General features: G+C 66.4%; 25 protein-coding genes, 1 pseudogene and 1 riboswitch. Of the genes and pseudogenes, 8 read left to right on the plus strand and 18 right to left on the minus strand.

From position 1 onward, the window contains the following. Positions 1–18 precede the first annotated feature (18 nt). Entirely contained in the window at positions 19–888 is an 870-nt protein-coding gene (locus A5625_RS10115; protein WP_066992384.1) for an LLM class F420-dependent oxidoreductase, read from the plus strand. Positions 889–898: 10 nt separating this feature from the next. Here the strand turns inward: A5625_RS10115 and A5625_RS10120 are convergent, their stop codons facing one another. The 6 genes from A5625_RS10120 to A5625_RS10145 form a co-directional block, all read right to left on the minus strand. Further along, on the minus strand, positions 899–2,344 hold the full coding sequence (locus tag A5625_RS10120) for a neutral zinc metallopeptidase (RefSeq protein WP_066992387.1): 1,446 nt from the start codon (positions 2,342–2,344) through the stop codon (positions 899–901). A gap of 203 nt (positions 2,345–2,547) precedes the next feature. Next, a complete protein-coding gene (locus tag A5625_RS10125; protein ID WP_066992389.1) occupies positions 2,548–2,904 on the minus strand; it encodes a cupin domain-containing protein in 357 nt (118 codons plus the stop codon). A 221-nt stretch (positions 2,905–3,125) separates the two neighbouring features. Next, positions 3,126–4,598: a M28 family peptidase gene (locus A5625_RS10130; RefSeq protein ID WP_066992391.1), complete on the minus strand. Its 1,473-nt coding sequence runs from the start codon at positions 4,596–4,598 to the stop codon at positions 3,126–3,128. Next, the gene (locus A5625_RS10135) at positions 4,595–6,091 is read right to left on the minus strand and encodes a M28 family metallopeptidase (RefSeq protein ID WP_066992394.1); all 1,497 of its coding nucleotides are present in this window, start codon (positions 6,089–6,091) and stop codon (positions 4,595–4,597) included. Before A5625_RS10135 ends, A5625_RS10130 begins: the two co-directional genes overlap by 4 nt. A 53-nt stretch (positions 6,092–6,144) precedes the next feature. Then, positions 6,145–6,498, minus strand: coding sequence for a DUF2752 domain-containing protein (locus A5625_RS10140; RefSeq protein WP_232003577.1), 354 nt, complete (start codon positions 6,496–6,498; stop codon positions 6,145–6,147). An 87-nt stretch (positions 6,499–6,585) separates the two neighbouring features. Then, the gene (locus A5625_RS10145; RefSeq protein WP_066992397.1) at positions 6,586–6,936 is read right to left on the minus strand and encodes a CD225/dispanin family protein; all 351 of its coding nucleotides are present in this window, start codon (positions 6,934–6,936) and stop codon (positions 6,586–6,588) included. A 335-nt stretch (positions 6,937–7,271) separates the two neighbouring features. On the opposite strand from A5625_RS10145, the gene A5625_RS10150 reads away from it, so the two are divergent. Then, a complete protein-coding gene (locus tag A5625_RS10150; protein WP_066992401.1) occupies positions 7,272–7,802 on the plus strand; it encodes a serine/threonine protein kinase in 531 nt (176 codons plus the stop codon). A gap of 91 nt (positions 7,803–7,893) precedes the next feature. Beyond that, positions 7,894–8,415 (plus strand): serine/threonine protein kinase, encoded by a 522-nt coding sequence (locus A5625_RS10155; RefSeq protein WP_066992404.1) that lies wholly within the window; start codon positions 7,894–7,896, stop codon positions 8,413–8,415. A 3-nt stretch (positions 8,416–8,418) separates the two neighbouring features. Here A5625_RS10155 and A5625_RS10160 read toward each other — a convergent pair whose 3' ends face one another. Genes A5625_RS10160 through thiO form a run of 4 tightly spaced genes read right to left on the minus strand, consistent with a single transcriptional unit; the run spans position 8,419 to position 11,150 of the window. Next, a complete protein-coding gene (locus tag A5625_RS10160) occupies positions 8,419–9,186 on the minus strand; it encodes an SGNH/GDSL hydrolase family protein (protein WP_066992407.1) in 768 nt (255 codons plus the stop codon). After that, positions 9,183–9,941: a thiazole synthase gene (locus A5625_RS10165; RefSeq protein WP_066992410.1), complete on the minus strand. Its 759-nt coding sequence runs from the start codon at positions 9,939–9,941 to the stop codon at positions 9,183–9,185. Before A5625_RS10165 ends, A5625_RS10160 begins: the two co-directional genes overlap by 4 nt. Beyond that, the gene (gene thiS / locus A5625_RS10170) at positions 9,934–10,131 is read right to left on the minus strand and encodes a sulfur carrier protein ThiS (protein WP_066992413.1); all 198 of its coding nucleotides are present in this window, start codon (positions 10,129–10,131) and stop codon (positions 9,934–9,936) included. Before thiS ends, A5625_RS10165 begins: the two co-directional genes overlap by 8 nt. Then, positions 10,128–11,150 (minus strand): glycine oxidase ThiO, encoded by a 1,023-nt coding sequence (thiO, locus tag A5625_RS10175; RefSeq protein WP_066992452.1) that lies wholly within the window; start codon positions 11,148–11,150, stop codon positions 10,128–10,130. Before thiO ends, thiS begins: the two co-directional genes overlap by 4 nt. Before the next feature lies 1 nt (position 11,151). Then, a riboswitch (TPP riboswitch) is annotated at positions 11,152–11,288 on the minus strand. Between the two features lie 37 nt (positions 11,289–11,325). On the opposite strand from thiO, the gene thiE reads away from it, so the two are divergent. Beyond that, the gene (gene thiE / locus A5625_RS10180; protein WP_066992416.1) at positions 11,326–12,021 is read left to right on the plus strand and encodes a thiamine phosphate synthase; all 696 of its coding nucleotides are present in this window, start codon (positions 11,326–11,328) and stop codon (positions 12,019–12,021) included. On the opposite strand, the gene A5625_RS10185 is transcribed toward thiE, so the two are convergent. Continuing rightward, positions 11,993–12,625, minus strand: coding sequence for an NUDIX hydrolase (locus A5625_RS10185; protein ID WP_066992418.1), 633 nt, complete (start codon positions 12,623–12,625; stop codon positions 11,993–11,995). The genes thiE and A5625_RS10185 overlap by 29 nt on opposite strands. 143 nt (positions 12,626–12,768) lie before the next feature. Between A5625_RS10185 and glnX the strand changes: the two genes are divergently transcribed. From glnX to A5625_RS10200, 3 genes are read left to right on the plus strand one after another with little or no spacing between them, the layout of a single operon-like run. Beyond that, positions 12,769–14,088 (plus strand): protein kinase G-activating protein GlnX, encoded by a 1,320-nt coding sequence (glnX, locus tag A5625_RS10190; protein ID WP_066992422.1) that lies wholly within the window; start codon positions 12,769–12,771, stop codon positions 14,086–14,088. Beyond that, positions 14,088–15,062, plus strand: coding sequence for a glutamate ABC transporter substrate-binding protein (locus A5625_RS10195; protein WP_066992425.1), 975 nt, complete (start codon positions 14,088–14,090; stop codon positions 15,060–15,062). The genes glnX and A5625_RS10195 overlap by 1 nt, the downstream gene beginning before the upstream one ends. Beyond that, positions 15,062–17,347, plus strand: a complete 2,286-nt coding sequence (locus A5625_RS10200; RefSeq protein WP_066992428.1) for a serine/threonine-protein kinase PknG — start codon at positions 15,062–15,064, stop codon at positions 17,345–17,347. The genes A5625_RS10195 and A5625_RS10200 overlap by 1 nt, the downstream gene beginning before the upstream one ends. 43 nt (positions 17,348–17,390) lie before the next feature. Here A5625_RS10200 and A5625_RS10205 read toward each other — a convergent pair. The 4 genes and pseudogenes from A5625_RS10205 to fgd all read right to left on the minus strand — a co-directional run bounded on the left by A5625_RS10205 (position 17,391) and on the right by fgd (position 22,593). Beyond that, positions 17,391–18,254: pseudogene (locus A5625_RS10205) on the minus strand (hypothetical protein). 73 nt (positions 18,255–18,327) lie between these two features. After that, positions 18,328–19,491: an acetate kinase gene (locus A5625_RS10210; RefSeq protein WP_066992431.1), complete on the minus strand. Its 1,164-nt coding sequence runs from the start codon at positions 19,489–19,491 to the stop codon at positions 18,328–18,330. A gap of 2 nt (positions 19,492–19,493) precedes the next feature. Next, positions 19,494–21,545 carry a phosphate acetyltransferase gene (gene pta, locus A5625_RS10215; RefSeq protein WP_066992434.1) on the minus strand — a complete coding sequence of 684 codons (2,052 nt, stop codon included), beginning with the start codon at positions 21,543–21,545 and terminating at the stop codon, positions 19,494–19,496. Between the two features lie 37 nt (positions 21,546–21,582). Next, entirely contained in the window at positions 21,583–22,593 is a 1,011-nt protein-coding gene (gene fgd, locus A5625_RS10220; protein ID WP_066992437.1) for a glucose-6-phosphate dehydrogenase (coenzyme-F420), read from the minus strand. A 261-nt stretch (positions 22,594–22,854) separates the two neighbouring features. Here fgd and A5625_RS10225 point away from each other — a divergent pair, with 261 nt between their 5' ends. Then, a complete protein-coding gene (locus A5625_RS10225; protein ID WP_066992440.1) occupies positions 22,855–23,604 on the plus strand; it encodes an MBL fold metallo-hydrolase in 750 nt (249 codons plus the stop codon). Between the two features lie 140 nt (positions 23,605–23,744). Here the strand turns inward: A5625_RS10225 and A5625_RS10230 are convergent, their stop codons facing one another. The 3 genes from A5625_RS10230 to A5625_RS10240 form a co-directional block, all read right to left on the minus strand. Further along, the gene (locus A5625_RS10230; protein WP_066992455.1) at positions 23,745–24,248 is read right to left on the minus strand and encodes a GNAT family N-acetyltransferase; all 504 of its coding nucleotides are present in this window, start codon (positions 24,246–24,248) and stop codon (positions 23,745–23,747) included. 6 nt (positions 24,249–24,254) lie between these two features. Continuing rightward, positions 24,255–25,136 (minus strand): SAM-dependent methyltransferase, encoded by an 882-nt coding sequence (locus tag A5625_RS10235; RefSeq protein WP_066992443.1) that lies wholly within the window; start codon positions 25,134–25,136, stop codon positions 24,255–24,257. Positions 25,137–25,143: 7 nt separating this feature from the next. Continuing rightward, positions 25,144–25,327 (minus strand): DUF3054 family protein (locus A5625_RS10240; protein WP_156748096.1); only part of this gene is annotated, 184 nt, incomplete at its 5' end.

Here is a 25,327-nt window from a genome sequence, read left to right on the forward strand (position 1 = left end):
GAAAGGACCTGATCAGCAATGGAATTGGGACTGCACTTCATCGACTTCCTACCGGGAGACCCGGCCAGGCTGGGCCCGACGCTCACCGACGCGGCCAAGGCAGCCGAGCAGGGCGGCGCCACGCTATTCACCCTGGCTGACCACTTCTTCCAGATGGAAGCCATGGGACGGGCGGAGGATCCGTTCCTCGAGGGGTACACGTCATTGGGCTTTCTGGCCGGACAGACGGCGAGAATCGACTTGAGCCTGTTGGTCACCGGCGTCACCTACCGGTATCCGGGCCTGCTGGCCAAGGCGGTCACGACGCTGGACGTCGTGTCGCAGGGCCGGTCGATGTTGGGACTCGGCGCGGCCTGGTATGAGCGGGAACACGCCGCCCTTGGCTTTCCATATCCGCCGGTGAGCCGGCGCTTCGAGATGCTCGAGGAAACGCTGCAGATCTGCCGGCAGATGTGGAGCGACAACAACGGCCCTTACGAGGGCAAGCACTATCAGCTGGCCGAGACAATCTGTGTGCCACAACCAATTCGGCGTCCCCCGGTGCTGATCGGTGGCGACGGTGAGAAGAAGACGCTACGCCTGGTCGCGCAATACGCCGACATCTGGAATTCGACGGTGACCGAAGTCGACGCGATCAAGCACAAGATCGAGGTGCTGCACCGTCATTGCGAGGCGGTCGGACGCGACCCCGGCGAGATCCGCAAGACGGTCGGCTATTTCGTCGATCCGTTCGAGGATCTGGACGGATATTTCAAGACCGTGGAGGGCTACGCCGAGCTCGGCATCGAGTTGGTCAACGCCGGCCCGTTCCCGGGCAATCCGGACCCGGTCGGTTTCGTTCGCCGCCTGGGCGACGAGGTGATCCCCCGGCTCGCCGAGATAGGCTGACCCGGTGTCGCTATCCGGGATAGCGCGAATAACAGGCGTCCGCGTTGCCCGTCACCCCACCGCGAAACGCCGCGATCCGGGTGAAACCGGCCGGCACGCTGGTGCCGTCCGCGTCGCTGGCCACCAGACGGTTGGTGAGCAGGCCGGCGACCGTTTCGTCGAGATCGCCTGCGGTCAGCAACAATTGGTTGTGCGACGGCAGATCGATCGGCTCGGCCATCTTGCGATGCGCCACACCGGTCAGGCATGCGGTTCGCAGCGCGGTCCACGGGCTTTGCATCGGCAGCCCGCGTTCATGCTGCACCGCCAGCGCGTACCGCGATATCACGACGGATAGGGCGGTGTCATCGCCTTGCGGCAGCGCGTGTTCCTTCTCGTCGGCGAGCGCGCCCATGGCGGCGAGTCCGGGCAGGTCGATGGTAATGGTGTTGGTGCCCGGGCAATAGGACGCCGGCGGAGTGGCCTTGGCGTCCGGGCAGTGGCCCGGCTGGTAGGACAGGGCCGGCGGGCTGCTAGGGGCGAAGATCTTTCCCAGCAGCTCCATCAGGTTCGACAACGTGTCCTGGTTGATCGGCACCTCACCGGTCTCCGCTCGTCCACTGCTGTCGACCCGCAAGGCGTTGGGCAGATCGCCACGACGCCGCTCCATTTCGTTGCGGTTGATCGTCGCGCAGGCCGAGGCGCCGCTGAGGAAACCCATTTGGAACGCGCTGATACGGTCCAGGGCAGACCCGTGCGCATCGTCGCTCTCGGTCTCGCTGTCCATCACCGGGTCACGCGTGGTGATGATCCCGGCCAGCACGTGGTCGAGTCCATCTGCGGTGCTCAGCGTGAAACGCGGCGACTTGCCGTCAGCGACCCAGAACAGATAGACACCCGCGAAGCAATCGGCCTGCTGCTCGCGAATGATGGTCGCGTCTCGTTTGGTCACCAGCTTCGCCATCTGTTGCAGCGCATGCCCGAATTCGTGTGCCAGCACACCGGTGACGGACATGTCGCCGAAATACTTCTGCGCCATCGGCATGAATACCCCGCGGTCCCAAGCGATCAGGTTGCAGCGGGAGGTATAGAAGGCGTTGACGAGCTTGTAGGTCTCGTTGTGGCACACGATCGGGCTGCTCGGGTCGGTGGAGTCGTAAGACACCATCTTGCTGACCGGGACGAACTTGCCCTGCAGCGACTGGCTGTACACCGATTGCCAGTAGTCCTCGATGTCGTTGAGAGAGAGCAGCGCCAAAGTGTCGATGGGTCCGTTGTCGGTGTTGAGCACTTTGCCGGTGGGACTGGGCGCGTTCGAACGTATCCCGCTGGGCCCGTTGGTCGCGGGCAGACCGCCGACCAGGAACGGGTCGTTGAGCATCGACAGCGCGCGTCCCTCGACCAACGTCGAGCACCCCGCCACCACCAGGACGGTGGTCGCCCATATGAGTGCCGACCTGAGCGCATGGCGATTCATAACCACCTCATCCGGCTACAGGGCAGCAAGCAAGGAAACTCATTCTAAAGGCATTCCGGTACCCGGCAGCAGCAATCGGGCGAGCCAGCAAACAACGAAAAGGGCGGCGGCTCTTCGTCCGGTCGTGACAGACCGGTTGGCCCGGCAAGGCCGGCAGCCCGGGGATTCTTCACGGGCGGGGCCATGCACGCGCGGACCCAGTCCTAGCCCTCTGGATAGAAAAGAAACAACACACAGCCCGTCGGCGATTGCGGAATGTGCCATGACCCTGCCGGAGCGTGCAGGAAGGTCCCCGCAGGATAGTTATTTACGCCGTCGTTGAGCACACCGGAGACGACGTAGATCTCCTCAGGCCCCGGACTGTGGTGGTCTTCGTCGCCCCAGACCGCGCCGGCAGCAATGGTCGTGACAATCGCATTGGCGCCGTTTTCACCTCGCCACAGCCGTTGAACGGTGATCCCGGGAAAGATTTCAACAGGCTCAACCTCGCACAACGATTTCCATGTGTATCCCGGTGCGTTCGGACCGAACCACGCCACGTCACCGCCGGCTGCGCTCATGCTTAGCAGCACCAGCCCTCGGGCCCCAGGAATTCCCCATCAGGAATACCTAGTCCACAGGTATTGACAATTGCCCTGCCAAGCAAGGGCTGCTCCCAGTCAACAGTGTCCTTGATAGCCGACAGGGCAAGCAGGTCATCTGGATTGAGTACGAACGCGGTGAGCGTCGCACCGACCTGTTCGGCTTGCTGATCGCCAGCCTCGAGAGGCCGCGACCACCGTCACGGCACCCGGGTGCGATGCCTCTTGTTGTGCGGCGGCACACCGTTGACCCCACCGATGGACTCCGCGTAGCTGCCAACGGCGAATCCGACGCCAGAACCCATGACCGCCAAGGCTTCCCGGTTGATGTTGTCGACGGTGTCGCGAGGGCTTTGGAAGTTCGGGTCGAACGCCACACCTGCCTGACCGCCCCATAACCGAGCCTGCACCGGGGTTTTCGGTTGCGAGGCTCCGGTGGTCATTCCCCCGACGGGTACGCCGGCCACCATGAAGGGGTGGTAGTCGGCCCTGGTATCCAACGGCATGTCGGCGGCCCGCTTGCCGGCCAGGTTCAGATAACCGGCCAGGGTGCGTTCGATCCCAGCCGAGCCCTCGGGCACATCGGCGGCGGAGACACCGGCCCCGGGCGGGCCGGACTGATCGCCGTCGTCGGTGAAGAATCCGGCATTGGGCGAACCCAGCATGGTGAAGTTCAAGTACATCGCGATGTCGTTGAGTTGTTCACGGTCCATGCCGAACACGTAATCCATGACGCCGTTGCGGCCGTCCTCTTCGGCACCCCAGAACACGAACCGCACCGCGTTGGTCACCGGCGCCAGCGGACCCAGCTGCAGCGCCGTCTCCAGCACCGCGGCAACACCGGAACCGTCGTCGTTGATCCCCGGCCCGGCCCGCGGGCCGTCCAGATGCGCACCGACCACGACGACCTCATGGGACGACCCGGTTTTAGTCTGCGCCACGATGTTTCGGGAAGTGATCTTGACGTTTTGCGCGTCCAGCACCAGACGTATCGGTGCGGTGGAGCCGGTCAGCGCGGCGGCGCCGGCCGAACCCAGCACGGCGACGGGCACGGTCAATTGCTTGAAATAGCCGGTGGTGAACAGCGTGGGCGGAGCCCCGCGCCCGGTCGGGGAGCTGAGCACGATCACGGCGCTCGCGCCCCTGGCCACCGCGCTGTTCTGTTTGTCGACCACCGAACAGTGCGCATCGTCGACGACGGCGATCGCACCCTTGGGCACGGTCGCCGGGTAATCGTTGGGTGCACACCCCGACGGCTGTGTCGGCCGGATCGGCTGTCCGGTCAATCCGCCGGGCGGCGTATGAACCAGCAGCGAGGCTTGGTCAACGGGGTAGGTGCGGCCCGAAACAGTCAGTGCCGGCTTACCCAAAGACACGGTGTAGAGCCGGTCGAACTGTGGTGTCTGTACGTCGAACCCTTTGTCGCGCAGAGCTTTAGCAACGTAGTCCACGCTGGCGTTGAACCCTGGCGTCCCGTCCGCCCGGTTGCCGCCATTGGCGTTGGCGATCTTCTGCAAGGCGCGCAGGTGGGTCAGCATGCCCTCGGCGTTCACTTTTTTGGCCAGGCTGTGTCCAAGGTCCGGGGTCGCTGTCGGCGGCCCCGGACGGGTGGCCGAACAGCCGGCCACCAGCGCGGCGATCAGCAGCAGTGTCGCGCTCGGCCGCGAGATCATGACTTGGTGAGCACGTGCCGGGTGCGGTCTGCCATGGCGGGAACGCCGTTATGCCCGCCGATGTCTTGCGCGTACAGGCCGATGGCGTAAGCCACACCGCGACCGTGGATTCCGAGCGCGGTGCGGTCAATGTGGTCAAGCGTGTCGGTCTTCTGGTGGTAGTTGGGGTCGAACGGTTGATCGGCGGTTCCGCCCCACAACTTGGCCTGATCGGCCGACATCTTGGCCTCGGCGCCGGAGAACAGGCCACCGGAGGGAATGCCCGCCAAGGTGAATCCGTCGTAGTCGGACCGGCCGTCGAACGAAGTGTCCTGCGCGGTCTTGCCGGCCGACTTCAGGTAGGCGACCAGTGTGCGTTCGATACCGGCCGATCCCTCGGGCACCACCGGCTGGCCGCGGGCTTCCATGGGCAGTGATTGGTCGCCGTCATAGGTGAAGTAGCCGGGGTTCGGCGATGCGAGCATGTCGAAGTTCAGGTACAGCGCAAGGTTTTTCAGCGCGGTCAGATCCAGCGACTCGACGTAGTTGCGCGACCCGATCAATCCGAGCTCCTCTGCACCCCAGAAGCCGAATCGCACCGCGTTGTGCACTTGTGGCGAACTCCCCAGCCGCGCAGCGGTTTCCAGCACCGCTGCTACGCCCGATCCGTTGTCGTTGATTCCTGGCCCATCGGGCACGCTGTCCAGGTGCGCCCCGGCCATCACCACGTCGGTTCCCGACCCGGTCTTGGTTTGCGCGATGACGTTGCGGGCCCGAAAGCTTCGGGCGCTGGCATCGAGCTTGATCGTGGTAGGTCCTGGCTGCCCGCGCAACTGCACTCCCACCGACTTGGTCACGCTCAGCACCGGAATCTTCACCTCGGTGTCGGGCCCGAGCGTGCCGCCCATCTGTTGTTCGTCGACGTTGTCGGCGATGATCATCGCCACGGCGCCGCGCTGTGCCGCGGCCTCCTCCTTCTGCGCGAACGGGCAGGTGCCGCGGTCCACCAGCACCACGGCGCCCTGCACGGGCAGGCTGGCGTAGTCGGAGGCCGCACAACCCAAGTTGTTCGACGGTGCGGCGACCAGCGGCCCGCTCACCCCGTCCGGCGGGGTGGCCAGACTGAAGTCCAGTGCGCGCGCCTCCACCGCATTGCCGCCGACAGTGACCACCGGCTTTTCCGCATGAAACACCCGTGCCGAAAATTCGGGAGTCTGCACGTCAAATCCACTGCCGCGCAAGACGTTCACCACGTAGTCGACGCTGGCTTCGTATCCGGGCGTACCCACCGCACGGGTGCCGTTATTCGCGTTGGCGATGTCTTGCAGCTTGACCAGGTGGGCCATCATCGCGTCGGTGGTGACCTTGTCGCGCAACGCGGAAGCAAACTTGTCCGCGGCCGGGTTACCAGCTGCTTGCTGCGAGTCAGATGATCGATGGAAGCAGCCGGTTGAGAATGCGGTCAGGGTGATCACCACCAGCACCGCCGGAATCGTCGTGGATTTGTTCGCCATCGCGCCCCAGGTTAGACCGCGGCCCAACCGGCCGGGATCAGGACACGGCGGTATCAGACATACAGCGCGCTGAAGGGCGCAACGGGAATGTTGCGCACCACGAACCAGGCCAGCACCAGCGCAAGCGTCACCGGCGCCGCCCAGCGTCGGTGTTGCCAACTGCGCACGCGCCGACCGACCAACCGCCCGTAGGTCCAGGAGAAGTACGCCCACGCCAACAGCACGACAGCCGCCAGGCCCAACGCATTGAACCTGGCGGCCGCCAACAGATTGCCGTGCATGAGCGAATACACCATGCGTAAGCTGCCGCATCCGGGACAGTCGATCCCCAACAAAGCCTTGGTGGGGCATACCGGCAGCGGGCCGTTCGGAGTGGTCGGGTCACCCGCCCAGACGGCGGCGCACATCAGTGTCGTGGATGCAGCCACCACCAGTGGTGCACCGAGATTCGCGTGTGCCGCCCCCCAGCGGGTCACCATCATTGAGACCTGCGATTAGAACATCGCGGCAAGTGCCGCGTTGGTGTTCGTGTTCAGCGCACCGGACGCCATCAAGATGCCGTAGATGACGCCCACGACGATGCCGATGACCGCCGACCAGATTACCCATTTCTTGGCGCTGTCGGCCGACGCTTGCGCCTCGGCGTAGCGCCCCTGCGCCCACAACCCATTGACCTGGCTGGATTTGACGATCGCCACGATCCCGAACGGAAGACAGCAAAAGAGCGTCACCAAAATCGACCACACCAGATAGTTATTCGGCGCTTGGCCGGCCGGCGGCTGCGGCGGATATCCGGGCGGAGTCGAAGGTGGATAACCAGGCGGGGGCGGAGGGGGTTGTGTCATGGATTCTCCAGTCAAGAGAAGTTAGCTGACGTAAAGCGGTGCTAACCATACCCGAGTGGACTCTGATCGGCACCAGCAATGAAAAAATCCTCTTTGGGCCGGCTGCCGTGCATCTCTCGGCCGTACCAGCACGTTCCTTGAACGCCGGATTAGGGCCGAGCGTCAACATAATTCGATTTCCGACGCAACAAGCGGCGCAGCATTACGATTTGCCTGGGACGCTGTGGATTGATCCAAAAACGATGCCCACACAGATAATTGCCCGCGGAACGTATTGCATTACCACGACATAGCCCTACTATCCGTATTTAGCGGTCGCCGTTAAGGAGCCATTCATGTCCGATTTCAGCAACATGCTGAAGGCGGCGACGGCAGCGGTACTCGCGGGCAGGTTGGTTTTAGCGGGCGGCGTCACCGCGAGCGCGGATCCAGCCACCACGGGCAGCCCATCGGATATCAACGCGCTTGCGGCCTCGCTGTCGAAGGGTTACGGCCTGAACAACTGCACCGCCCAGAACATCGACCCCAGCACCCAACTGGCGGTGCTCAGCTGCGGACAGAGCCCCGATCCGAAGGGACCGGCTCAGGCTAAGTACGTCCTGTACACCAATGCCGGCAACTTGGCCACCGCGTTCAGGGCCACCATCAAAGAAGACGTGCTGACCCCGTGCGGCGATGCCAACCAGTCGCCTTCCAACTGGCACAAGGAAGGTTCGGACGCCAGCGCCGGGCAGGCAGCGTGCGGCACGTACCAAAACCGTGCCGAGATCATCTGGACCACTGACGCCAAGAACACGCTGAGTTACCTGCGCGCGTCCAACACCGACGTTGCGGCGCTTTACCAATGGTGGCGCGCCAACGGGTGACCTTTCCGCACCAGCCGCGACAGATTCCTCAACAGGCAGCCCAAAGACGTTCGCCCCTCTTTAATTCCAACAACCGCAGGGAGTCAGGAAAATGTCATATTTCAACACCGCACTGCGAGTCGCGTCGGCTGCGGCTTTCACATGCGGTTTGGCTTTCGCGGGTAGTGCGACCGCGAACGCCGAACCCAACACCGGTAACGCGGCAGACATGAACAGGCTGGCCGCCTCACTGTCGAAGGGCTACGGCCTGAACAACTGCAAGTCGCAAGAGCTGACCGAGGCCGGGGAACTGGCCGAACTCATCTGCGGGCAGAACCCCGACTCCAGCGGACCAGGCTCCGGCGTCTACGCCCTGTTCTCCGACAGCACGAATCTGGCCTCCGCGTTCAGTGCCACCATCAAAGACGTGTCGCTGGCCGCGTGTGGGGACGCCGGGCAGTCACCGGGAACGTGGAAGCAGAACGGCCAGACCGGCGGCCAGATCGCCTGCGGCACTTACAAGAACTACGCGACATTGACCTGGACCACCGACGCCAAGAACGTGCTGGGACACCTCACCTCGGCCAATACCGATGTCAATGCGCTCTACCAGTGGTGGCGCACCAACGGCTGACGTCTACAGCGCGGCCGCAATCAAATCCGCTACCGCGCGCATCCCGGCGGCGTTCGGGTGCAACGGGGCGGGACGTCCCGGCAGCGGTACGCCGAAGCGGGCCGGCCGCGTCGTCCAGGGCTCTGCCGACCATGCGTGGTGTTCGCGACCGGCCGCACCGGCGCGAATGATTTCACAGCCGGTCGCCGCAGCGGCGTCGGCCGTCATCCTTTCCAGCGTGGCGGCCACGTGCCGACCCAGGTCGGCATCGCGGGCCGACAGCGGTTCGGCCGGTACACCGGCGGGCGGCAGCACGGTCAGGTAGTCGACGAAGAAAATCCGTGCGCGCGTGGCCCGTTGCCGCACTGTACGGCCGAGTTCGCACAGCGATTCGAACACCGAGTCCAGGGCCCGATCCCGCGCGTCGCGATCCAGCAGTTCGCCGATGCGATTCCCCAGCATCGGCAGGTGACGCAGTGAACGCGGCAGCGACGCGGCCATCAACAGCGGAATGTAGCCGACGTCGTTGCCGCCGATGGTGACGGTGACCAGGCTCTCGGTACCGTCCAGCGCGGTGATCTGCGGTGGTGCGCCGTGTTGCTCCTCGGCCAGCACGTTCGCGGTCGTCGCCCCGGAGAAGGTGACATCGACCAGGTCGTAGTGGTAGCGCTGCGCGATCAGGTGCGCATAGTTGCGTGCGGATCGGCCCGACCAGCGCGGAGCCCCCGGGGCGCGGGGCCGGATGCCGGGGCCGGCGGCCATCGAACTGCCCAGCGCGACATAACGACTCATCGTTGCGGGCTCGAAGCCTGCGCCCAGAACCGCTTCGGGATCCGTCCGGCCCGCCGGGCCAGATACCCGGCGGTGACGGCGGCCGCCATCGCGGCGGCCATCGCGGCCGGATCGGCGGCCCGGGTCACCGCGGTGGCCAAAAGCACGGCGTCGCAGCCTAATTCCATTGCCAGGGCGGCGTCGCTGGCGGTTCCGATGCCGGCGTCGAGCACCACCGGGACTTCGGCCCCGGCGACAATCATCTCGATGTTGTGTGGATTGGTGATGCCAAGTCCGGTGCCGATCGGCGAACCCAGCGGCATGACCGCTGCGCATCCGGCGTCCTCGAGCCGCCGCGCCAGAACCGGATCGTCGTTGGTGTAGGGCAGGACGACAAACCCGTCATCGACCAATTGCTCTGCGGCTCGCACCAATTCGACCGCATCGGGCAGCAGTGTGCGTTCGTCGGCGATCACCTCGAGCTTAATCCAGTTGGTGTTCAGCGCCTCCCGAGCCAACTGTGCGGTGAGCACCGCCTCGGCCGCGCCGCGGCACCCCGCGGTGTTGGGCAGCGGCGTGATACCCAGCCGGTTGAGCAGATCGAGCAATCCGGTGCCGCCCTCGACGTCCACCCGGCGGATCGCGACGGTGGTCAGTTCGGTGCCGGAGGCCACCAGCGCCTCTTCGAGCACCGCGAGGTTGCTCGCTCCCCCGGTCCCCATGATCAGCCGGGACGCGAAGCTGCGGTCCGCGATGGTCAGTTTCGAGTCAGCCACCTTGCACCGCCGTCACTACCTCGAGCCGGGCACCGTCGGAAAGCTCAGTGGCCCAACGAGATCGCGGCAGCAACGCGTCGTCCATGGCAACTGCTACGCCGCGGTCCGGAAAACCCAGGGAATCCAGCAGCGCGGCGACCGTGATGGGTGCGTCGACGTCGACTTTTTTCTCGTTGACCACGACGATCATTGGTGTACTCCAACCGGGGCCAGTTCGGAAACGATCTGTTCTGCCGTCCAGGGCGCCAACAGAAAACCCGATCGGCCGTGCCCGGCGGCGACGAGCGTGCGCTCGTCCAGGCGGTGCACCAACGGCAGATTGTCGGGAGTCATCGGGCGCAGCCCGGCGGCGCACTCGGCCAGCTCGTACTCACCCAGCGCGGGCAGCACCGCGCACGCGTCGTCGAGCAGGTCACGCACTCCTGTCACGACCGGGGCGGTGTCGCGGCCGTGTTCGTACTGGGTGGCACCGACGACCACGCCGTCCGCTCGCGGGACCAGGTACACCTGCCGTCCGTGTACGCGGGCACGAACAACACGCTGCGGCAGCGGCATACAACCTTTTCGCCACCGCAGCCGCAGCACTTCACCCTTCACCGGGCGCACCGGCAGGCCGGGCCATAACGTCGGTGCGTCAATACCGTTGGCAATCACCACCGCGTCCGCCTCGACGCGCGACAGGTCGTGCACCGGCGGCGCCCAGCGCACTCCGAGGCGCTCACACTCCGCGCTCAGCGCGTCCAGCACCGCCCGGTTGTCCACGGCCAGTTCGGTGGGCGCCCGAAACCCGTGCCGGATGCCCTGCGCCAACAGGGGCTCGACGTCGCGGGCGGCCGACTCCCAGACCACCGGATGACCTTGGGCGGACAACCACTCCGCGACGGTGTGCAGGTCGGCGACATCGGCGCGGTCGACGGCCACCACCAACGACTCGCGCGCGGTGACCACCTCGGCTGGCAGCCCGTCCAAGAAACCGCCCTCGCGCCACAGCCGCAGCGATTCCAGGCCCAGCCGCAACAATTGCTCTTCGCCGGGCCAGCCTTCGCTGTGCGGCGCCAGCATGCCCCCGGCGACCCAGGACGCGCCCTTCTGGTCACCACGATGCACCCACACCGACCACCCGGCCTGCGCCGCGCGGCGTGCCACCGCAAGCCCGATGACGCCGCCACCGATGACGGCCAGAGACCCAAGGGGTGGCTCCGACAGCATCCCGGTCATTCGCAAGCCTCCCTTCGCCGGCATGATCCGGATCAGGTGTGACGGTAAGGGCAGGTCCGGTTGGCTCCGGCTGTGCCCACTCTCAGCCCCGCAGTCATTCGACTACCCGGGACTCCCGTGTCTAGTAGTTTTCTTCGGCTCCACGCTAGCGCGCTAGCGTCTCGGTGTGCAGCGCTCCTTTGATAGACGACTCGCCGCTCTGGCCGCCGCACGGCTGTATCTGTGCACCGACGCGCGCCGTGAACGGGGGGACCTGGCCGAGTTCGCCGACGCCGCCCTGGCCGGCGGGGTGGACATCATCCAGCTGCGCGACAAGGGTTCGGCCGGTGAGCAGCGGTTCGGGCCGCTCGAGGCACGCGACGAGCTGGCGGCGTGCCAGATCCTGGCCGACGCGGCCCGCCGGCACGGCGCCCTGTTCGCCGTCAACGACCGCGCCGACATCGCCCGTGCGGCCAGCGCCGACGTACTGCACCTCGGCCAGGGCGACCTACCGCTGGCGATCGCCCGCGACATCGTCGGGCCGGACGTGCTGCTCGGCTCGTCCACCCACAGCGCTGATCAGGCCAAAGCGGCGGCACTCAGCGAAGCGGACTACTTCTGCGTCGGCCCGTGCTGGCCCACGCCCACCAAACCGGATCGCGAGGCACCGGGCCTGCCGCTGGTGCGGGTGGCCGCGGGCTTGGACACCGAGCACGGCGGCGACAAGCCGTGGTTCGCGATCGGCGGCATCGACGAGCAACGGCTGCCCGAGGTGCTGGACGCCGGTGCCCGCAGGATCGTGGTGGTGCGGGCCATCACCGCGGCCGCCGATCCGCGGGCCGCGGCCCAGCGGCTCAGTTCGGCGCTGGCAGCAGCGAGCTGATCCGGCGGGTCAGCTGCGACGGCTCCTCGTCGCCCGGGCCGGGCATGCACCAGACGAAGACCCCGGTCTCGATCTCGATGGTGCGCGGCAGGTATTGCCGCCGTTCGTCCCCGTGATCGAGCGGCAACAGGGCCGGCGCAGTGCGCAGCCGCTGCCAGCTGGCCGCGAAGCCGGGATGCAGGGGCAGCTCGGCCACCTCGTGCTCGGCCACCCAGCGCATCTCGGCGCTTTCCCGGTTGGGCACGGTGTGCAGCAGCTCATCGGCGTCCGCGACGACGGTGGTGTAGCTCCAATGGGTGCCGGCGATGCCGGCGACCTCGGCCGTGACCACGGTCGCGCGCACCGCGACCCGCTCGGCGGACAGTCCGGCCTCCTCGTTCGCTTCGCGGACCGCCGTCTCCTCCGGGGTTTCGTGGCTGTCCCGGGCGCCGCCCGGCAGCCCCCAGGTGCCGCCCTGATGACTCCACACCGCCCGATGCTGCAGCAGCACCGCGGGCGTACCGTCGGCTCGCGGCGCCCGCAGCAGCAATCCGGCCGCGCCGTAGCGACCCCAATAATGGGCGCCGCTGTCGGAGATCACCCACCCGTCACCGTCGCCCCGCACGGAATCAGGATATGCAGACTTGGTTCTTCGGGGCGTCGTCAATTGCGTCTGCCTCCACCCATCCACCCGAACATGCTCTTAGACTTCGCTTATAGAGGTCCGTGCAGCGAATCAAGTGGCCGAGAGATGAGGGCTGATCAGACGTGACGGTTGAGCTGGCGCACCCGTCGACCGAGCCGCAAGGATCGCGGTCACCGGCCGAACCAGCCCATCCACGCTGGTGGTTCATCTCGACCACACCGGGCCGCATCCTGACCATCGGCATCGTGCTGGCGGTGCTCGGCGGGATCAGCGCCTTCGCCACCTCGACCACCATCAACCATCGGCAGCAAGTGCTCACCACGGTGCTCAACCACACCGAGCCGCTGTCGTTCGCCGCCGGCCGGCTTTACACCACGCTCTCGGTGGCCGACGCCGCAGCGGCCACCGCATTCATCGCCGAGGCCGAGCCGCAACCCGTTCGGCAGCGCTACGAGCAGGCCATCACCGATGCGTCGGTGGCCGTGACCCGAGCCTCGAGCGGGCTTACCGACGAACCATTGGTGCAGCTGCTCGGCCGGCTCAACGCCGAGTTGGCCGTCTACACCGGCCTGATCGAAATCGCCCGAACCAACAACCGGGAAGGCAACCCGGTCGGCTCGTCGTATCTGTCCGAGGCATCGGGGCTGATGCAATCGACGATCCTGCCCGACGCGGCGCGGCTCTATCAGGCGACGTCGGAGCGGGTGGACGCAGAAACCACGGCGTCGACCCAGATTCCGGCGCCGGTCATCACGGTGGTCGGCGCCACCGTCATCTTCGGCGCGTTCTCGCACCGCTGGCTGGCGCGGCGCACCCGGCGCCGAATCAACCCGGGCCTGGTGGTGGGCGCACTCGCTATTCTCGTCATGGTGGTCTGGGTCGGAACTGCGCTAACCATCTCTACGACAGCGAGTCGTAGTGCGAAGGACACCGCCGCGGAATCCCTCAAGACCGTCACCAATGTGGCGATCACCGCCCAGCAGGCGCGCGCCGACGAGACGCTGTCGCTGATCCGTCGCGGCGACGAAGAGAAGCGCAAGCAGTCGTTTTATCAGCGCATCGATTCGATGCACCGCCAGCTCGACCAGTACATGTCCCGCAGCGATGCGGTGGACAAACCGGACCTGGAAGGCGCCGATCAGCTGTTGCTGCGCTGGCGGCAGGCGAACGACCGGATCACTTCATACATCTCGGTGGGTAACTACCGGGCCGCCACCCAGGTGGCGCTGGGCAGCAGCGAAGAAGATTCCACCCCGGCGTTCGACAAGCTGGAAGACGAGCTGGCCAAAGCCATGGACCAGGGCCGAATCCGGTTGCGCAACGACGTCATCAACGCGCGCAGCGGGCTCTCCGGCGCCCAGGTGGGCGGGGTGGTGCTCAGTCTCGGTGCCGCCATCGCGGTGGCGCTGGGCCTGTGGCCGAGGCTGAAAGAGTATCGATAATGACCCGCCTGCCTCTGCTTCGCCGGGCGTGCGCCGTGGCCGCGGTTGTCGCACTGGCAGGCTGCGGGCACACGGAATCGCTGCGGGTGGCCAGCGTGCCGACGTTGCCGCCGCCGACACCGGTGGGCATGGAGCAGTTGCCGCCCCAGCGGCCGCTGCCGCCCGACGGTCCCAACCAGAACTGCGACCTGACGGCCAGCCTGCGGCCCTTTGCCACCAAGGCGGAGGCGGACGCCGCGGTTGCCGACATCCGCGCCCGCGGCCGGCTGATCGTCGGACTCGACATCGGCAGCAACCTGTTCAGCTTCCGCGACCCGATCACCGGCGAGATAACCGGTTTCGACGTCGACATCGCCGGCGAGATCGCGCGCGACATCTTCGGGGCGCCGTCCCACGTCGAGTACCGGATCCTGTCGTCGGACGAGCGGGTCACCGCGCTGGAGCGCTCCGAGGTCGACGTGGTGGTCAAGACCATGACCATCACCTGCGACCGGCGCAAGCAGGTGAACTTCTCGACCGTCTACCTCGACGCCAATCAGCGCATCCTGGCCCCACGCGACTCGCCGATCACCAAGGTCGCCGACCTGTCCGGCAAGCGGGTGTGCGTGGCCAAGGGCACGACGTCGCTACACCGCATCCAGCAGATCGATCCGCCACCGATCGTGGTGTCGGTGGTGAACTGGGCCGATTGCCTGGTGGCGATGCAACAGCGCGAGATCGACGCCGTCAGCACGGACGATTCGATCCTGGCCGGGCTGGTCGAAGAGGACCCCTACTTGCACATCGTCGGACCCAATATGGCCACCCAGCCCTATGGCATCGGGATCAACCTGAACAACCCTGGACTAGTGCGGTTCGTCAACGGCACCCTGGAACGCATCCGCCGGGACGGTACGTGGAACACGTTGTACCGCAAGTGGTTGACGGTGTTGGGTCCCGCGCCTGCCCCGCCCACGCCGAGGTATCTGGACTGATGGCCGAGCCGGATAAGCACATCGAGCAGCCGGAAGCCGGCTCGGAAGACGTTGGCCCGGGCACCCAGCCGGCCGACGTCCAAAGCGGTGCGGCGACGGGGCGTCTGCAGGCCACCCAGGCACTGTTCCGGCCCGACTTCGACGACGATGACGATGACGATGACTTTCCGCATATCTCGCTGGATGCCCTGGATACCGACTCTCAGGACCGCTTGACGGTTGCGACGCGGGCGCTGCCGGCGGTCCGGCAACTCGGCGGCGGCCTGGTCGAGATTCCGCGGGGACGGGATATCGATCCGCGCGAAGCCCTGATGACCAGTCCGGTGGTGCCGGAGTCCAAGCGATTCTGCTGGAACTGCGGAAAACCGGTGGGCCGTTCCAGCAAGAAAGCCAAGGGCACGTCGGAGGGTTGGTGCCCGTCCTGTGGCAGCCCGTATTCCTTTCTGCCGCAGCTTAATCCAGGCGATATCGTCGCCAATCAGTACGAGGTGAAGGGCTGCATCGCGCACGGCGGTCTGGGCTGGGTGTATCTGGCCGTCGACCACAACGTCAACGACCGGCCGGTGGTGCTCAAGGGTTTGGTGCACTCCGGCGATGCGGAGGCCCAGGCCATCGCGATGGCGGAGCGTCAGTTTTTGGCCGAGGTGGTCCACCCGCAGATCGTGCAGATCTTCAACTTCGTCGAGCATGTCGACCAGCACGGGAATCCGGTCGGCCTCATCGTCATGGAGTACGTCGGCGGGCAGCCGCTCAAGCACGGGAAGGGCGAAAAGCTCCCCGTCGCCGAGGCCGTCGCGTACCTGCTGGAAATCCTGCCCGCGCTGGGCTATCTGCATTCCATCGGCCTGGTCTACAACGACCTGAAGCCGGAGAACATCATGCGCACCGAAGAGCAGCTCAAGTTGATCGACCTGGGCGCGGTGTCGCGGATCAATTCGTTCGGATATCTCTATGGCACACCGGGTTTCCAGGCGCCCGAGATCGTGCGGACCGGACCGACCGTCGCCACCGACATCTACACGGTGGGCCGCACGCTGGCCGCACTCACGCTCAACTTGCAGACCCGCAACGGCCGCTACGTCGACGGCCTGCCCGCAGACGACCCGGTGTTGACCACCTACGACTCTTTCCACCGATTGTTGCGCCGCGCCACCGACCCCGACCCGCGGCGCCGGTTCTCCAGCACCGAGGAGATGTCCGCCCAATTGATGGGTGTGCTGCGCGAGGTGGTCGCCCGCGACAGCGGGGTGCCCCGGCCCGGCCTGTCGACCATCTTCAGTCCCAGCCGCTCGACGTTCGGGGTGGACCTGCTGGTCGCGCACACCGACGTGTACCTGGACGGGCAGGTGCACTCGGAGAAGCTGACCGCCCGCGAGATCGTGACGGCATTGCAAGTGCCGCTGGTCGATCCGACCGATGTCGCGGCCCCGGTTCTGCAGGCGACGGTGTTGTCGCAGCCGGTGCAGACCCTGGACTCGTTGCGCGCGGCCCGGCACGGGACGCTGGACGCCGACGGCGTCGAGGTGTCCGAGTCGGTGGAGTTGCCGCTGATGGAGGTCCGCGCGCTGCTGGATCTCGGCGACGTCGCCAAGGCCACCCGCAAGCTCGACGACCTGGCCGAGCGGGTCGGTTGGCAATGGCGATTGGTCTGGTACAAGGCCGTCGCCGAGCTGCTCACCGGCGACTACGATTCGGCCACAGTGCATTTCACCGAAGTGCTGGATACGTTCCCCGGCGAGCTGGCACCCAAGCTGGCGCTCGCCGCCACCGCCGAACTGGCCGGCGATGTCGACGACCACAGGTTCTACGAGACGGTGTGGAAGACCAACGACGGGGTGATCTCGGCGGCGTTCGGATTGGCCAGAACGCTGTCCGCGGAAGGAGATCGGGCAGCCGCGGTGCGCACGCTGGACGAGGTGCCGGCCACCTCCCGGCACTTCACCACCGCGCGACTGACCAGCGCGGTGACGCTGCTGTCCGGACGGACCAAGAGCGAGATCACCGAGGAGGACATCCGCGACGCGGCCCGGCGGGTGGAGGCGCTGCCGCCCACCGAGCCACGCGTGCTGCAGATCCGCGCCCTGGTGCTGGGTTGTGCGATGGACTGGCTGGAAGACAACAAGGCCAGCACCAACCACATCCTCGGTTTCCCGTTCACCGACCACGGTCTACGGTTGGGCGTCGAGGCATCGCTGCGCAACCTGGCCCGCGTTGCCCCGACCCAGCGGCACCGCTACGCGCTGGTGGACATGGCGAACGCGGTGCGGCCCACCAGCACGTTCTAACGATTTGCGTTACGGGCGTTTCGCGCGCCTCGTTTCCGTCGACTCACACTCGAAGCCGTGAATTCACAGCCGATTTCGTGAGCGCCGCCCGCACCCCCGCTGGATGATGCGTTCCGGCCGGTCCTCCGCGACGACTCGGACGATGGTCCGCCCCAGCTGCTCGAGCATCTCCATACGCTGAATGTCTTTGACGTATTGACGTCGGTCGCTGCGGTGTTGGTCCCCGTCATACTCCACGGCGACCATAGACGCCTGCCAGCCCAAGTCGAGGTATGCGAGCGGAAGACCATCCGCCGCCAACACCGGAATCTGGGTCTGGGAGCGAGGCAGACCCGCGTCAATGAGAAGCAGCCGCAGATAGCTTTCGCGGGGCGACTGCGCACCGGGGTCGACCAACTCGAGCGCGGCCTCTAATCGCAGCGATCCGGGCGAGCGTGGATGCACCATGGCGACACGCAGCATGTCATCTACCTTGAACCCGTTGCCCGGGCGAGCGAATCGAGTCGGACGGCAGCCGAGCGGATGGCACCCCGCCGCCCGATGTCGAAGGCGGTTTGTTCCGGTGTGGTGACAACAAGGCCATCGTGGAGCTGAGTCTCGCCGCTACACAATGTTTCCCGACGCGTCAGAACCCCGTCGGGAGGACGAGCGTTGTTGTGTATCAACTCGACCGGAACGCCATCGGGAATCCACTCGGCACCGTGCGGCGCCGCCGCGGCCGCTCCCCCGATGACCGCCCTTCGCCTCGACCATCACCAGGCAGCCGGATACGCATCTCAAGCGAGAGCTGCGCGTGCTCAGGCACGTAGACGTCCGGAAACACCGGACGGTAGGCCATTCTCAGCCGATGGCGGCTCAGCCGTCCGGACGACAGCGCCTCGCTTCCGATCAACGGCACGTCTCCCATGCCGCGACCATCGCACGGCGAACACGGTAACCGAGTGCATCTGTGCACAGGGCCCGACTCGTCGGGCTATCGGCTACGACGCCAGCACGTTCACGCAGTCACGGGCAATGGCCAATTCCTCGTTGGTCGGAACCACCAGCACGGCGATCGGTGAATCGTCGGCGGAGATCTGACGCGCACCCTTGCCGCCGCCGAGGTTGCGGCGCTCATCGAGCACAATGCCCAGTTCCTCCATGCCCGTCACCGCGTCACGACGCACCGCCGGGTCGTTCTCGCCGATCCCCGCGGTGAAGCTGATGACATCGGTGTGCCCCAGCACCGCAAGGTAGGCGCCGACGTACTTGCGCAGCCGATGGGTGAACACGCTGTACGCCAATTGGGCTGACTCGTCACCGGATTCGATCATCGTCCGCAGCCGGCGAAAGTCGCGCTCTCCGGACAGTCCCAGCACCCCGGACCGCGAGTTGAGCATCGACTCGATGTCGTCGACGCCCATGTCGGCCGCGTGCGACAGATACCCGACGATACTAGGGTCGATATCGCCGCTGCGGGTCCCCATCACCAGCCCTTCCAGCGGTGTCAACCCCATCGAGGTGTCCAGCGGCCTGGTCCCGGCGATCGCCGAGGCGGAGCAGCCGTTACCCAGGTGCAGCACAATCTGTTTCAGACCCTCCACGGGTCGATCCAGGAATGCGGCGGCCTGCTCGCTCACGTAGCGATGCGACGTGCCGTGGAAACCGTACCGGCGGATCTGATACTGCTGGGCCAGCTCGCGATCGATGGCATAGGTGGCCGCCGCGGCGGGCAGGTCGTGGAAGAATCCGGTGTCGAACACCGCGATGTGGGCGATGTCCGGCAGCAGTTTTCGCGCGACCTCGATTCCCTTGAGCGCCGGCGGATTGTGCAGCGGGGCCAACTCCGACAATTCGTGCAGCTGGCCGATCACCGCGTCGTCGAGCAGTGTGGGCTGATAAAAAGCGTTGCCGCCGTGCACCACTCGATGGCCCACCGCGACGATGCCGCTGGTCTCCAGGTCGATACCGTCGTCGGCCAGCGCATCGAACGCGCGGCGCAAGGCGGCATCATGGTCGGGAACCGGAGAGGACTCCTCTCCGATCCGCTCCACCAGACCCGTCGCTCGGGCAGTACCCGAATCGGGGTCGACCAGTTGATACTTCAGAGACGACGAACCGGAGTTGATCACCAGCACCAGCCGCGCGCCGCGAGTTCCCGTCACGGCTATCCCTGCGCCTGGATCGCGGTAATGGCAATAGTGTTCACGATGTCTTCGACCAGCGCACCCCTGGACAGGTCGTTCACCGGCTTGCGCAATCCCTGCAGCACGGGCCCGATGGCCAGCACGCCGGCACTACGCTGTACCGCTTTGTAGGTGTTGTTGCCGGTATTGAGGTCGGGGAAGATCAGCACCGTGGCGCGACCGGCCACCGGCGAGTCACGCAACTTGGTGGCGGCGACCGACGGTTCGATCGCGGCGTCGTATTGGATGGGCCCCTCGACCGGCAGGTCGGGGTTTCGCTTGCGCACCAATTCCGTTGCAGTCCTTACCTTCTCGACGTCGGCACCGGTGCCCGAATCACCGGTGGAGTACGACAGCATCGCCACCCGCGGTTCGATGCCGAACTGCTCTGCGGTGCGCGCCGACGAGATCGCGATGTCGGCCAACTGCTCGGGCGTGGGGTTCGGGATGATCGCGCAGTCACCGTATGCGAGCACCCGATCGGGAAGGCACATCAGAAAGATGCTGGACACCGTCGAGACGTCCGGGACCGTCTTGATGATCTCGAATGCCGGCCGAACGGTGTGCGCGGTGGTGTGTGCGGCGCCGGACACCATGCCGTCGACGGCGCCGTTGTACACCAGCATGGTGCCGAAATAGGTTGCGTCGCACATGACCTCACGGGCCTGCTCCGCGGTAACGCCCTTGGCCCTGCGCAATTCGGCGTACTGCTCGGCGAACTCGGAGCGCAGCTCGCTGGCGCGCGGATCGATCCGCGCGCCGTCCAGGTCCACCCCGAGTTCTCCGGAACGCTGCCGGATTTGCGCTTCGTCGCCCAGGATGGTCAGGTCGGCGACGCGTCGTTGCAACACCCGTCCGGCCGACCTGAGGATGCGGTCGTCGTCGCCTTCGGGCAGCACGATGTGCTTGCGATCCGAACGGGCCCGCAGCGTCAGCTGGTGGATGAACATCTGCGGCGTAGTGACGGTGGGAATCGGAATGGCAAGCTGCGCCAGCAGATCGGTCACATCGACGTGCTTGTCCATCAGCTCCAGCGCGGTGTCGATCTTGCGCTGCGAGGTCGCCGTGACCCAGCCCCTGGCCGATGCCGCCGCGCTGGCGGTGTCATAGGTACCCAGTGCGGTGGCGACGATGGGCAGCCGCAGCCGCAGTCCGGCGACCAGGGCCGCGATCGACGGATGCAGCTCGAAGCCGCCGTTGAGCACAATGCAGGACAGCGACGGAAAGCCTTGCGCAGCATGGGCACTGGCAACGGCGAGGACCACATCCGAACGATCACCGGGGGTGATGACCGCCATGCCGTCGCGCAGCCGTTCCAGCACATGGTCAGCGGTCATGCCGGCAACCATCACACCGGTGACCTCGCGTTCGCGCAGGGACTGTTCGCCGCTGACCGGCGTTCCACCGACCGCCTTTTCCAGTTCGGCCACCGTCGGCGCGGACAGTAGCGGCTCGTCGGGCAGCACGTAGCTGCGCTGAGTGAACTTGCGCAGCGCCTCGGCCACGTCGGCCATCTCGCCCGGTTCGCAGCGGTTGGCCACCACAGCCGCGGTGTGGGCGTGCTGGGCGCGCAGTTCGGCCAGACAGACCTCGACGACGCTGGCGATCTCGGCGGCCGTGCGCCCCTTGCCGCTGACCGCCAGCAGCAGCGGCGCCCCGAGGTTGACCGCGATCCGTGCGTTGGTCGAAAGCTCTGCGGGCGTAGTCACGTCCGTGTAGTCGCTGCCGACGATCACCACCACGTCGCACGCCTCGGCCACCGTCTGATAGGCCTCAACGATGCCGGCGATCGCCGCATCACTGTCGGCGTGCAACTGCTGGTAAGTGACACCAACGCATTGCTCATACGACAGCCCCGCGGTGGTTCGCGTCAGGAGCAGTTCCAGGATGTGGTCGCGATCCTCATTGGCCCGCGTAATCGGCCGGAACACACCAACTTTGGCGACCGTCGCGGTCAGCCGGTGCAGCAGCCCCAGCGCGATCGTCGACTTGCCGGTCTCCGGCTCAGGGGCGGCAACGTAGATCGCTGTCACTGGACAAACGCGGAGCCGGAAACCATTCGCCCGCCCCTCAGGCCAGCCGCCGCAGCCGCGGCGCCAGGTCCTTTTCGAAAAGCTCCAAGAACCGCCGCTGATCGTGGCCGGGAGCGTGGAACACCAGGTGGTTGAGGCCCCATTTCACGTACTGGCCGACCTTTTCGACCGCCTCATCGGGGTCGGACGCCACGATCCAACGCTTGGCCACCTGCTCGATGGGCAGCTCGTCGGCGGCCTTCTCCATCTCCAGCGGGTCATGAATGCTGGTCTTCTGTTCGGCCGTCAGCGACAGCGGCGCCCAGAAGCGGGTGTTCTCCAGCGCCTTGTCCGGGTCGGTGTCGTAGGAGATCTTGATTTCGATCATCCTGTCGATGTCGTCGGGATTCTTACCGGCCGCTTCCGCGCCCTCCTTCATGGCGGGCATCAGCTTGTCCTTATACAACTCCTCGCCCTTGCCGGAGGTACAGATGAAACCGTCGCCGGCGCGACCCGCGTACTTGGCCACCTGCGGACCCCCGGCCGCGATGTAGATCGGGATGCCGCCTTCGGGCACGTCGTAGATGGAGGCGCCCTTGGTGTGGTAGTACTCGCCCTCGAAGTCGACCCGGTCGCCCAGCCACAGTTCACGCATCAGCCGCACCGATTCGCGCAGCCGGGCATAGCGTTCTTTGAACTCCGGCCACTCGCCCTCGTATCCGGTGGCTATCTCGTTGAGCGACTCCCCGGTGCCGACGCCCAGAAAAATGCGGTCCGGGTAAAGGCACCCCATGGTGGCAAACGCCTGCGCGATGACGGCGGGGTTGTACCGGAAAGTCGGGGTGAGCACCGAGGTGCCCAGCACCAACCGCTTGGTGCGCTCGCCGACGGCGGTCATCCAGGCCAGCGAGAACGGGGCGTGTCCGCCCTCGTGCCGCCACGGCTGGAAGTGGTCACTGACGGTGGCGCTGTCCATGCCGTGCCCTTCGGCGGTGACAGCGAGTTCGACGAGCTCGCGCGGTGCAAATTGTTCGGCGGACGCTTTGTATCCGAGTTTCAGTTCAGCCACTCGTTCTTTCTACTCCTGTCTTGACGGTCGCGACCCGCCGCGCCCGGCTACGCCGCGCTTGCGATCGCTCCTGTCTTGATGGTCGCGACCCGCCGCGCCCGGCTACGCCGCGCTTGCGATCGCTCCTGTCTTGATGGTCGCGACCCGCCGCACCCGGCTACGCCGCGCTTGCGATCGCTCCTGTCTTGATGGTCGCGACCCGCCGCGCCCGGCTACGCCGCGCTTGCGATCGCTCCTGTCGCCGCTTCTACACTCGCGGGCATGGGATCGGCGGCGACTCTTGTTCAAGTGACCGACACGGTGTACCTCGCCCAGGGCGAAGCCGTTAACTGGACGCTGGTGGTCGACGGCACCGGCGTGCTGCTCATCGACGCCGGATATCCGGGGGACCGCGAGGATGTGCTGTCGTCGCTGCGGGAGCTGGGTTACGGCCCCGGCGACGTGCGCGCCATCCTGCTGACGCACGCCCACATCGACCACCTGGGTTCGGCGATCTGGTTCGCCAACGAGTACGGCACCGACGTGTACTGCCATGCCGAGGAGGTGGGCCACGCCAAGCGCGAGTACCTGGAGCAGGCATCGGTTTTCGATGTGGCCCTGCGCTTTTGGCGGCCGCGCTGGGCGGCGTGGGGCCTGCACGTGCTGCGCAGCGGCGGCCTGATCCGCGACGGTATCCCGTCCACCCGGCCGCTGACCGCCGACGTTGCCGCCGGGCTACCCGGTCACCCGAGCGCGGTGTTCACCCCCGGACATACCAGCGGGCACTGCTCATATGTGGTCGACGGTGTGCTGGTCAGCGGCGACGCGCTGATCACCGGGCATCCACTGCTGCGCCGTGGCGGGCCGCAGTTGCTGCCGGCGGTGTTCAGCCACAGCCAGCAGAATTCGCTGCGCAGCCTGGATGCGCTGGCCCTGCTCGACACCGAGATCCTGCTGCCCGGCCACGGCGCCGTGTGGCGCGGCCCGATCCGGGAAGCAACCGCGCGGGCGATCTCCTTGGCTAGCGGGTAGTCTCAACCGAAATCAGTGCCACATCAACCACATTGGCAACGCGTAGGCTCCTATTGTGTGACTCTCAAACGTGTTAGCACATCCGCTAGCTGACGTGAGAGGCCGCATCGTCGCGAAGCGCGAAGCCAACGGCGGTTAAATCACACCAGCCACTTCTCGAAGGCTATCGGAATAAACGGCCCCCAGGACGGCAGCGGATCCGGCGGGACCCGGACATATCCCGTCGCGTCGTAGAGGGCCTCGGCCTCGGGCTGCCGATTGCCGGTGATCAGGTAGAGCCGCCGGTAGCCACGCGCCAGGGTTTCGGCCTCCAGCGCGGCCAGCAGCGCCCGGGCGTAACCGCGACGCCGATGAGCGCCGTGGGTCCAGATCCGCTTGAGCTCGGCGGTGTCGGCGTCGTAGCGGCGAAACGCCCCGCCGGTCACCGGCACGCCGTCCACCACACCGATCAGCAGTCCGCCGTCCGGCGCCGCCAACTCGGCCGCGGGTACGGGCAGCCAAGTCAGGTGGGTGCTCGGTGTGCCGCCGTATCGCTGCGCATACTCGACGGCCAGCTCGGCCAGCAGCGGTTGGGCCAGCGGATCGTCGTGAGTCGCCGACACGAACCGCAGTTCACCGGGTGGCGGGCTTGATTGCGGCATCACCAACACTCAAACGCGTGTCGCGGTGACGTATTCCGGAATGAACTCCGAGTCGCCCGGCCCGCTCCGTCGCCGCCTGCCCAGCCCCATCGCACCCAGTAGCTCGGTGATGCTGCGCCCAGCAGTTTTCCAGCCGTTCGACGCCAAATACTCTGGTACATAATGGTATTCACCGGGGTAGGTCAGGCTGGCCAGATCGACGTCCAGTCCGCGCTGCCGCCAGCCGTCGACGAAGGCGCGCTCGGCCCCGAGCTGCAACGGATTCCAGGTGGGCATGTGATCGGCGGTGAACCGGCTGCCCGGTGCGCTCGCGGTGGTGACGCCGTGCAGCAATTGATTCTGCTCGTCGGGCGGTAGATACCCGACCAGCAATTGTTCGGCCACCCAGACGGTGGGCTGGGTGGCGTCGAATCCGACCCGGCGCAGCGCCGCCGGCCAATCCTGGCGCAGGTCAATGCCGACCGCACACCGGTGGGTGGCCAATTCGGCGTCCAGCCCGCCCAGCACTTCGGACTTGAAATCGAGCACCTGAGGCTGATCGATCTCGTAGACCGTGGTCCCCCGCGGCCACCACAGCCGGTAGGGCCGAGTGTCCAGACCCGACGCCAGGATCACCACCTGCCGAATGCCCGCGCGGGCCGCGTCGGCAAGAAACTCGTCCACGAACCGCGTATGCGCTGCGAGTGCATCCATCAGCGCGGTCATCGCCGGGTCGTCGCCGTCGTCGGCCGCGAACACGTGATCCTGGATCGCCCGGGTGAGGTAGTCGATTCCGACGGCGGACAGCAGCGGCTCGGCGAACGGATCGTGGAGCAACCCCTTGTTGGTGGCCACCGCCCGCGCGGCCGCACCGAAGGTCGCGGTCACCGCAACATCGGCCGTGTGCGCCATGGTCGTTTCAGACGCCGGAGCGACGCCGGAGGGCCACCCCGGCGGCCACCCGCCAGCCGAGCAACAACAGCGCGGTGACCGTGGTCGCCACCACCACGAAGCTTGCCGCCACGCCCGCTGAGGACGCCTTGCGCAGCAGCATGCCGACCACCACGGTGGACAGCCACACGACAACCCCGGTGGGCACCACG

It is taken from the genome of Mycobacterium sp. 1465703.0 (assembly GCF_001672975.1).
GTDB lineage: Bacteria > Actinomycetota > Actinomycetes > Mycobacteriales > Mycobacteriaceae > Mycobacterium.

What these genes read in the sequence shown, in the direction of transcription:
- A5625_RS10200 (WP_066992428.1), top strand. Translation starts at nt 15,062, where the DNA reads ATGGCCGAGCCGGATAAGCACATCGAGCAGCCGGAAGCCGGCTCGGAA.
- A5625_RS10145 (WP_066992397.1), bottom strand. Translation starts at nt 6,936, where the DNA reads ATGACACAACCCCCTCCGCCCCCGCCTGGTTATCCACCTTCGACTCCG.
- A5625_RS10130 (WP_066992391.1), bottom strand. Translation starts at nt 4,598, where the DNA reads ATGATCTCGCGGCCGAGCGCGACACTGCTGCTGATCGCCGCGCTGGTG.
- A5625_RS10235 (WP_066992443.1), bottom strand. Translation starts at nt 25,136, where the DNA reads ATGGCGCACACGGCCGATGTTGCGGTGACCGCGACCTTCGGTGCGGCC.
- A5625_RS10225 (WP_066992440.1), top strand. Translation starts at nt 22,855, where the DNA reads ATGGGATCGGCGGCGACTCTTGTTCAAGTGACCGACACGGTGTACCTC.
- A5625_RS10140 (WP_232003577.1), bottom strand. Translation starts at nt 6,498, where the DNA reads ATGTGCGCCGCCGTCTGGGCGGGTGACCCGACCACTCCGAACGGCCCG.
- A5625_RS10160 (WP_066992407.1), bottom strand. Translation starts at nt 9,186, where the DNA reads ATGAGTCGTTATGTCGCGCTGGGCAGTTCGATGGCCGCCGGCCCCGGC.
- A5625_RS10155 (WP_066992404.1), top strand. Translation starts at nt 7,894, where the DNA reads ATGTCATATTTCAACACCGCACTGCGAGTCGCGTCGGCTGCGGCTTTC.
- A5625_RS10120 (WP_066992387.1), bottom strand. Translation starts at nt 2,344, where the DNA reads ATGAATCGCCATGCGCTCAGGTCGGCACTCATATGGGCGACCACCGTC.
- A5625_RS10115 (WP_066992384.1), top strand. Translation starts at nt 19, where the DNA reads ATGGAATTGGGACTGCACTTCATCGACTTCCTACCGGGAGACCCGGCC.
- A5625_RS10125 (WP_066992389.1), bottom strand. Translation starts at nt 2,904, where the DNA reads ATGAGCGCAGCCGGCGGTGACGTGGCGTGGTTCGGTCCGAACGCACCG.
- thiS (WP_066992413.1), bottom strand. Translation starts at nt 10,131, where the DNA reads ATGATCGTCGTGGTCAACGAGAAAAAAGTCGACGTCGACGCACCCATC.
- thiO (WP_066992452.1), bottom strand. Translation starts at nt 11,150, where the DNA reads ATGCTGTCGGAGCCACCCCTTGGGTCTCTGGCCGTCATCGGTGGCGGC.
- A5625_RS10150 (WP_066992401.1), top strand. Translation starts at nt 7,272, where the DNA reads ATGTCCGATTTCAGCAACATGCTGAAGGCGGCGACGGCAGCGGTACTC.
- A5625_RS10135 (WP_066992394.1), bottom strand. Translation starts at nt 6,091, where the DNA reads ATGGCGAACAAATCCACGACGATTCCGGCGGTGCTGGTGGTGATCACC.
- A5625_RS10195 (WP_066992425.1), top strand. Translation starts at nt 14,088, where the DNA reads ATGACCCGCCTGCCTCTGCTTCGCCGGGCGTGCGCCGTGGCCGCGGTT.